Genomic DNA, 6,242 nt, shown 5'->3' on the forward strand with positions numbered 1-6,242 from the left:
GGACAACAAGGGCATGAGCCACAATGACTGACAGCAATTGGCTGAAAATTGCATTGCAACTGAATGGGCGGGGTGGCGCAACTGAATTGGCTGCCGAGCAGCCTCTGGCGGAAACGACCGCTTACTGGGTGCATCTGGACTATACACGCGAAGAAAGTGAGCAGTGGCTGCGCCGGCAGTCGATACCGCAGGCGGTGATTGATTCGCTGACCGCAGCGGAAACCCGCCCCCGTGCCTCGGAAGTGGCCGGTGGCGTACTGGTGTATTTGCGCGGCGTTAACCTGAATCCCGGTGCACGCCCTGAAGACATGATCGCCCTGCGTATGTGGGTTGGACCAAGGGGGTTGGTGAGCAGCCAGAAGCGGAGCTTGCTCAGTGTTGATGCGGTGAAGGGCTCCCTGGACAGTGAGCAGGGTCCGGCATCCATCAGCGCTCTGGTGGCCGAACTGGTGGATCAGCTGATCTGGCGTATGGAAGAGGTGATCGAGAATCTGGAATCGGAAGTGGAGAGCTGTGCGCTGCAGCTGGAAGAAGCCCCCAGATCCAGTCTGACGCCACAATTGAGCCTGCTACGCCGGCGAGCGATTACACTGCGACGGTATCTTGCCCCCCAGCGTGAGGCATTGATCAAGCTACAGAATGAATCGCTGTTTGCGGCGGCGGATACCATGCTGATCCGAGAAGCCACGGATCGTTTGCAACGCCTGCTGGAAGATCTGGATGCGGCCAGGGAGCATGCGACCTTGTTGCAGGAAGAGGTCTTTTCGGTGCAAAACGAAGCGATCAATGATCGTATGTATCTGCTGGCGATCATTTCCGCATTGTTCCTGCCGCTGGGGTTTCTGACCGGCCTGTTCGGTATCAATGTGGGCGGGCTGCCGGGCGTCGAGGATCCGCATGCTTTCTGGTGGTTCTGTTCCGGCGTGGGGGTGATTGCCGTTGGCGTCGCCATCTGGATGCGAAAACGCCGCTGGTTGTAGCCAGCGGCGTTGTCGTGGATCTGCCGTTGAGGGGGTTGCCGTTCAGGCCCGGCGGTAGATCGGTTTGGGCTCGTTCACATCGCCCTGGTAGGTAATGCTGAAATCCTTGAGGCCCTGCAGTGCGTCTTCAATGCTACGATCTGCACGGACTTCAAAGGCATTGAAGCCGCAGCGGGTCATATAGAACAGCTGGTCACGCAGCACATCGCCGGTGGCACGAACTTCACCTTTGAAACCATAGCGGGTTCGCAGCTCACGGGCATAGGAGTAACCGCGACCGTCCTTGAAGGCCGGAAAGTGGATCGCCACCAGCGGCAGGCTGGCCAGATCGTCTTCCAGGTCCTTGGGCTCTTCGCCCGGTGCAAGCCATACGGCCACATCACCACGGTCGATCAGGGCATCGCGATTTTCCTGCCAGTAGGCCAGCGGCACAATGATTTTGCCTTGTGCCGGCACGCCGCTTTCCAGAGCATCTGCTTCCAGTCGCTGCCACAGGTTGTCCGCGATGGCGCCATCAATGATTACCTTATCCATAGATGCGCTCCTTGAACGGGTCCATGCCAATGCGCTCGTAGGTGTCGATAAACGGCTCGTTTTCGAGGCGCTTTTCTACATAGAGCTTGATGATATTTTCAACCACATCGGTAATCTGATCAGACTCGAAGGACGGGCCCAGTTTCTCGCCCACGCGTGACTCTCTGTCACCACGGCCACCCAGGGTGACCTGGTAGAACTCCTTGCCTTTCTTGTCCACGCCGAGAATACCGATGTGGCCAATATGGTGGTGACCACAGGCGTTCATGCAACCGGAAATGTTCAGGTCGATGAGCCCCAGGTCATGCACATAATCCATGTTATCGAAGCGGCGCTGGATGGATTCCGCCACCGGAATGGATTTGGCGTTGGCCAGGGCGCACAGATCGCCACCGGGGCAGGCCACGATATCGGTGATCAGGCCCAGGTTGGGGGTGGCGAAACCGAGAGCGTCCAGAGCTTTCCACAGGTCGTAGAGATCCGAGGCGGCCACATCAGCCAGCACCATGTTCTGCTGGTGACTGTTGCGCAGCACACCGAAGCTGTACTGGTCCGCCAGATCGGCAACGGCTTCCAGCTGCTCATCGCTGATATCGCCCGGTACCCGACCAGTTTTCTTCAGGGTCAGGGTAACAGCGCGGTAACCGGCCTGTTTGTGGGCGCGGGTATTGGTGTGATACCAACGGCTGAACGCCTTGTCTTCGGCCAGTTTGGCGTCCAGGGCGGCGCTGTCCACGGTTTGGTAGTCCGGGGCGCTGAAGCAGGACTGAATACGTTCTACTTCTTCCCGGGTCAGGGTCATCGGGCCGTCTTTCAGCTCGGCGAATTCCTGTTCCACCAGCTCGCGGTACTTGTCGGCACCCAGAGCCTTGACCAGAATCTTGATACGGGCCTTGTACTTGTTGTCGCGGTTACCGTACTTGTTGTACACCCGCAGGATGGACTCCAGGTAGGGCAACAGGTCTTGCCATGGGACAAACTCGCCAATCACGGAACCTGTCATGGGGGTGCGGCCCAGGCCGCCACCGGCCCATACCTGGAAGCCGGTCTCGCCGTTGGCATCGTGAACCAGCTGTACGCCTATATCGTGGACGCCGATCAGGGCCGGGTCCGCATCGGGGACGGCATTCACGGCAATCTTGAATTTACGCGGCAGGTAGGCGAATTCCGGGTTGAAGGTGGACCACTGGCGAATGATTTCACACCAGGGACGCGGATCTTCAATTTCGTCCGGATTCACACCAGCGAATTCATCGGTGGTGATGTTACGGATACAGTTGCCGCTGGTCTGAATGGCGTGCATCTGCACGTCAGCCAGCTCGGCAAGAATATCCGGCACTTCTTCCACGGAAGGCCAGTTCAGCTGAATATTCTGGCGGGTGCTGACGTGGCAGAAGCCCTTGTCATAGGTGCGCACAATATGAGCCAGACGGCGCAGCTGACGGCTCGCCAGTAAGCCATAAGGAACGGAAATGCGCAGCATCGGCGCATAACGTTGAATATAGAGGCCGTTCTGGAGACGCAGGACGAGAAACTCGTCTTCGCTCAGTTCTCCAGCCAGATAACGGCGGGTCTGGTCGCGATACTGCGCAACCCGCTCTTCCAGCAGTCGCTGGTCATGTTCCTGATAGACGTACATGGGACCGATTCACCGTCCTTTATGCTTGAACCTAAATCCATGTCAAATCATAGATTCGGGTTAGAATTCAACAGGTAAGCGTCGCCCTCGGGGGAGGGAGAGCGGCACTCTAACAAAGCGCCCTTATAGTGAAAAGAAATATCTTGGCATATCGCTATAACGAATGCTCATCTAAGCGGGCTTATTTCGCGGCGGCGTCCAGTACCATATTCACGGTAACGATCATGCCGATGATTAGTGCCAGAACCAACACTACATAGACACCGATATAGTTGCCGGCATCGCCTTTGGTGAAGTCCCGCTCGCGGTTTTTCGAGCTCTGGACCCCGAATAAAGCGGCCAGAATGCTGCTGATGGTCTGGATTAACGTCGGTTTTTTGCCCTGATCGGAGGGGGTGTGATGCTGCTCGGACATGGAAAATCCTGCGTTTTGGCGATTGGCTGAACGATAAATTACGTCTGCTATTGTACGCTTGCCGAGCGCCGGGTAACAGCGGAGAAGGCCGGGGTTGAATTCACTTCACCACGGCACCATTGCAACTGTGGAATACCTGACTAAAATAGTCAGGAAAGCATTACCACCCCCAGCAGGCTGGTGAAAAACCCGTTGCCTGCTCAGGCTTTCAGGCTGGCTCGTAATCTAGGCGCAATTTTGAAGGTGTGTGTCCACCCATCGAGAAATTGCAACAACGAGTACGGGCCAGCCTGAAAGCCCCGAAGGGCGTCGCCTGAAGCGCATATCTGCTGCGCGCTTCAGGCTACGCTGAGCATGCAAGGGGTTTTTCAGCAGCCTGCCAGGTGGCCATTCATCCCGAACAGGAATCATGATGGCAGAGCAGTTGATCGATATTACCGAAACCGCCCAGGATTACTTGCGTGACCTGTTGGGCAAGCAGGATCAGCAGGGCGATATCGGCGTGCGCATTTTTGTAGAGCGTCCCGGTACCCCCCATGCGGAGTGCTGCATGGCCTATTGCCCGGATGGCGAACAGGAAGACAGCGACGTTCGCTACGACTACGAGGGCTTTCACGCCTGGGTAGAAGGCAAGAGCGTGCGCTACCTGGAAGATGCGGTGATCGACTACAAGAAAGACAGCATGGGAGGTCAGCTCACTTTCCGCGCCCCGAAATCCCGGGTGCCCGATATCAGCGAAGACGCCAGCATCGAAGAGAAAATCAATTACGTCTTGTATGCCGAAATCAACCCCAACCTGGCGGCCCATGGCGGCAGCGTTCAATTGCTGGAGCTGACGGAAGATAACGTGGCCGTGCTGGAATTCGGTGGCGGCTGCCAGGGTTGCTCCGTGGTCGATGTGACCCTGCGTGATGGCGTAGAGAAAACCCTCAAAGAACGCGTGCCGGACCTGACCGGTGTGCGCGACAAGACCGACCACACCGTCACGGACAACGCTTACTACAGCTAACAGCTTCGAGCTACTAGCTTCTAGAAAAGAAAACGCAGCCTTAGGCTGCGTTTTCTTGTTTAAGGTCTTCGCGTTTACTAGAAGCTAGTGGCTAGCAGCTCGTAGCTTCCCCCTCACCCGCACTGCGGCTTGCGTCCCGCCGCCTGAGCTTGCTGATACAGCGGCATCACTTCCGGTATGCGCGCGCGCAGTCCGTTAATGCGGGTGGAATTGGAGGGGTGAGTGGACATGAATTCCGGCGGCTCGTTACCGCCATTGGCCGCTGCCATGTTCTGCCACAGATTGACGCTTTCGCGGGGATCGAAACCGGCCTGAGCCATTAGCTGCAGGCCAATGATATCGGCTTCCGCTTCGTGCTTGCGACTGAAGGGCAGGGCAACACCATACTCTGCGCCCACACCCAGTGCGGCCATGATGCCCTGTTTGGCTGCGCTGTCCTGGCCAGCCAGGGCGCCCAGAAGCTGCATGCCGCCCTGGGTGGCATACTGCAGGGACATCCGTTCGTTGGAGTGCTGGGCTTGCACATGCCCGATCTCATGGCCGATCACGGCGGCAAGCTGGCTCTGGTTCTTGGCCACATTTAACAGGCCGGTGTGGACACCGATCTTTCCTCCGGGCAGGGCAAAGGCGTTGGCGCTGTCTTCCTGGAACACGGTGACTTCCCATTGCTGGTTGCCACCCACGGTGTTGGTAATGGCATTGCTCACGCAAAGGACATAGTTCACTTCACGGCTATCTTTGCTCTGTGGTTTCTCTTCTTTCATTTGTGCGTAGGCGGTGGCGCCCATTTGGTCCATCTCACCGGCGGGCATCAGCAGGAACTGATTGCGGCCCAATGGTGAGGTGGCACAGGCCACAAGCCCGGCAGTGAGGGCGGAAACCATAATCAGACGTCGAAATTTCATTATTCTGTTACTCCCATTCCCGCAGAAAACGGCGGGACACAAACATAAGCCAGCTTGCCCAGCCAGCGCTTCCGAGGAAGATGATAAGGCCAAACAGGGAAATTTCCCATGGTGCAGGAGGCACACGGCCGGCCAGCATCAGTGAACCGCCGATAAAACCGGCTGACACCAATAACGCTTGGACCTGTCGATATTGGCCGCGTTCCAGTCTGGCTACCAGCCTTTCCAGGTGGCGTGGATCAATACTGCCCTCCTGTTGCGACGGCAAATTGCCGGCGTGGGGCGGCGCATAAACCTTGTCCACCACGTCCAGTGCACGCAGGCTCAGGCTCTTGGCCAGCCGCACCGGGGAGTAGCGGGTGCGGATCATGCGTTTGAGCAGTGGCTCCGCCTCGGTCATCAGATCAAAATCCGGGTTGAGCAGACGCCCGAACCCTTCCAGCGTAATAATCGCCTTGATGAACAGGGCGATATCACTGGGCAGCACCAGGTTATGGTTGCGCACCAGGGCGGTGATATCCGTGAGCAGGGCAGTAATGTCCAGCTGTGACAGGGAGATGCCATGGTACTGGCTGATCACGTCTTCCACGTCAGACACTAACTGATCGAAACGGACCGGTTGGCCATCGGACCAGTTGGAGAGCACCGCCGCGCATTGCTCGGCCTCGCGCAGCACCACCGAGCGTGTGATCTGCAGTATCTGCTCGCGTCGGCTATGGCTGAGTTTGCCTACCATGCCGAAATCCAGCATGGCGATGCG

At 57.5% G+C, this 6,242-nt stretch carries 6 protein-coding genes and 1 pseudogene; 2 read left to right on the plus strand and 5 right to left on the minus strand.

What is annotated here, in order from left to right; translation table 11 throughout:
- The first annotated feature begins 23 nt into the window (after positions 1-23).
- Positions 24-980, plus strand: coding sequence for a zinc transporter ZntB (locus B3Q33_RS06860; RefSeq protein ID WP_273009572.1), 957 nt, complete (start codon positions 24-26; stop codon positions 978-980).
- A gap of 42 nt (positions 981-1,022) precedes the next feature.
- On the opposite strand, the gene B3Q33_RS06865 is transcribed toward B3Q33_RS06860, so the two are convergent.
- The 3 genes from B3Q33_RS06865 to B3Q33_RS06875 form a co-directional block, all read right to left on the minus strand.
- Positions 1,023-1,514, minus strand: a complete 492-nt coding sequence (locus B3Q33_RS06865; RefSeq protein ID WP_273009570.1) for a DUF934 domain-containing protein — start codon at positions 1,512-1,514, stop codon at positions 1,023-1,025.
- Complete coding sequence (locus B3Q33_RS06870; RefSeq protein WP_286827308.1) at positions 1,507-3,153, minus strand: nitrite/sulfite reductase; 1,647 nt, start codon at positions 3,151-3,153, stop codon at positions 1,507-1,509. The genes B3Q33_RS06865 and B3Q33_RS06870 overlap by 8 nt, the downstream gene beginning before the upstream one ends.
- Positions 3,154-3,334: 181 nt before the next feature.
- Positions 3,335-3,568 carry a DUF2970 domain-containing protein gene (locus B3Q33_RS06875; protein WP_273009567.1) on the minus strand — a complete coding sequence of 78 codons (234 nt, stop codon included), beginning with the start codon at positions 3,566-3,568 and terminating at the stop codon, positions 3,335-3,337.
- Between the two features lie 409 nt (positions 3,569-3,977).
- On the opposite strand from B3Q33_RS06875, the gene nfuA reads away from it, so the two are divergent.
- Complete coding sequence (gene nfuA / locus B3Q33_RS06880) at positions 3,978-4,577, plus strand: Fe-S biogenesis protein NfuA (RefSeq protein ID WP_035244235.1); 600 nt, start codon at positions 3,978-3,980, stop codon at positions 4,575-4,577.
- 113 nt (positions 4,578-4,690) lie between these two features.
- On the opposite strand, the gene B3Q33_RS06885 is transcribed toward nfuA, so the two are convergent.
- Positions 4,691-5,482 (minus strand): M48 family metallopeptidase, encoded by a 792-nt coding sequence (locus B3Q33_RS06885; protein ID WP_273009565.1) that lies wholly within the window; start codon positions 5,480-5,482, stop codon positions 4,691-4,693.
- 7 nt (positions 5,483-5,489) lie between these two features.
- A pseudogene (locus B3Q33_RS06890) lies at positions 5,490-6,242 on the minus strand (ABC transporter); the annotation flags it as partial.

Origin of the sequence: Alcanivorax sp. UBA3183 (assembly GCF_002364155.1) — a bacterium.
In the GTDB taxonomy this organism is placed as follows: Bacteria; Pseudomonadota; Gammaproteobacteria; order Pseudomonadales; family Alcanivoracaceae; genus Alcanivorax; species Alcanivorax jadensis.

Bases quoted from the DNA above. Each gene is read 5' to 3' on its own strand.
- B3Q33_RS06860 (WP_273009572.1), top strand. From the start codon at position 24: ATGACTGACAGCAATTGGCTGAAAATTGCATTGCAACTGAATGGGCGG.
- B3Q33_RS06865 (WP_273009570.1), bottom strand. From the start codon at position 1,514: ATGGATAAGGTAATCATTGATGGCGCCATCGCGGACAACCTGTGGCAG.
- B3Q33_RS06870 (WP_286827308.1), bottom strand. From the start codon at position 3,153: ATGTACGTCTATCAGGAACATGACCAGCGACTGCTGGAAGAGCGGGTT.
- B3Q33_RS06875 (WP_273009567.1), bottom strand. From the start codon at position 3,568: ATGTCCGAGCAGCATCACACCCCCTCCGATCAGGGCAAAAAACCGACG.
- nfuA (WP_035244235.1), top strand. From the start codon at position 3,978: ATGATGGCAGAGCAGTTGATCGATATTACCGAAACCGCCCAGGATTAC.
- B3Q33_RS06885 (WP_273009565.1), bottom strand. From the start codon at position 5,482: ATGAAATTTCGACGTCTGATTATGGTTTCCGCCCTCACTGCCGGGCTT.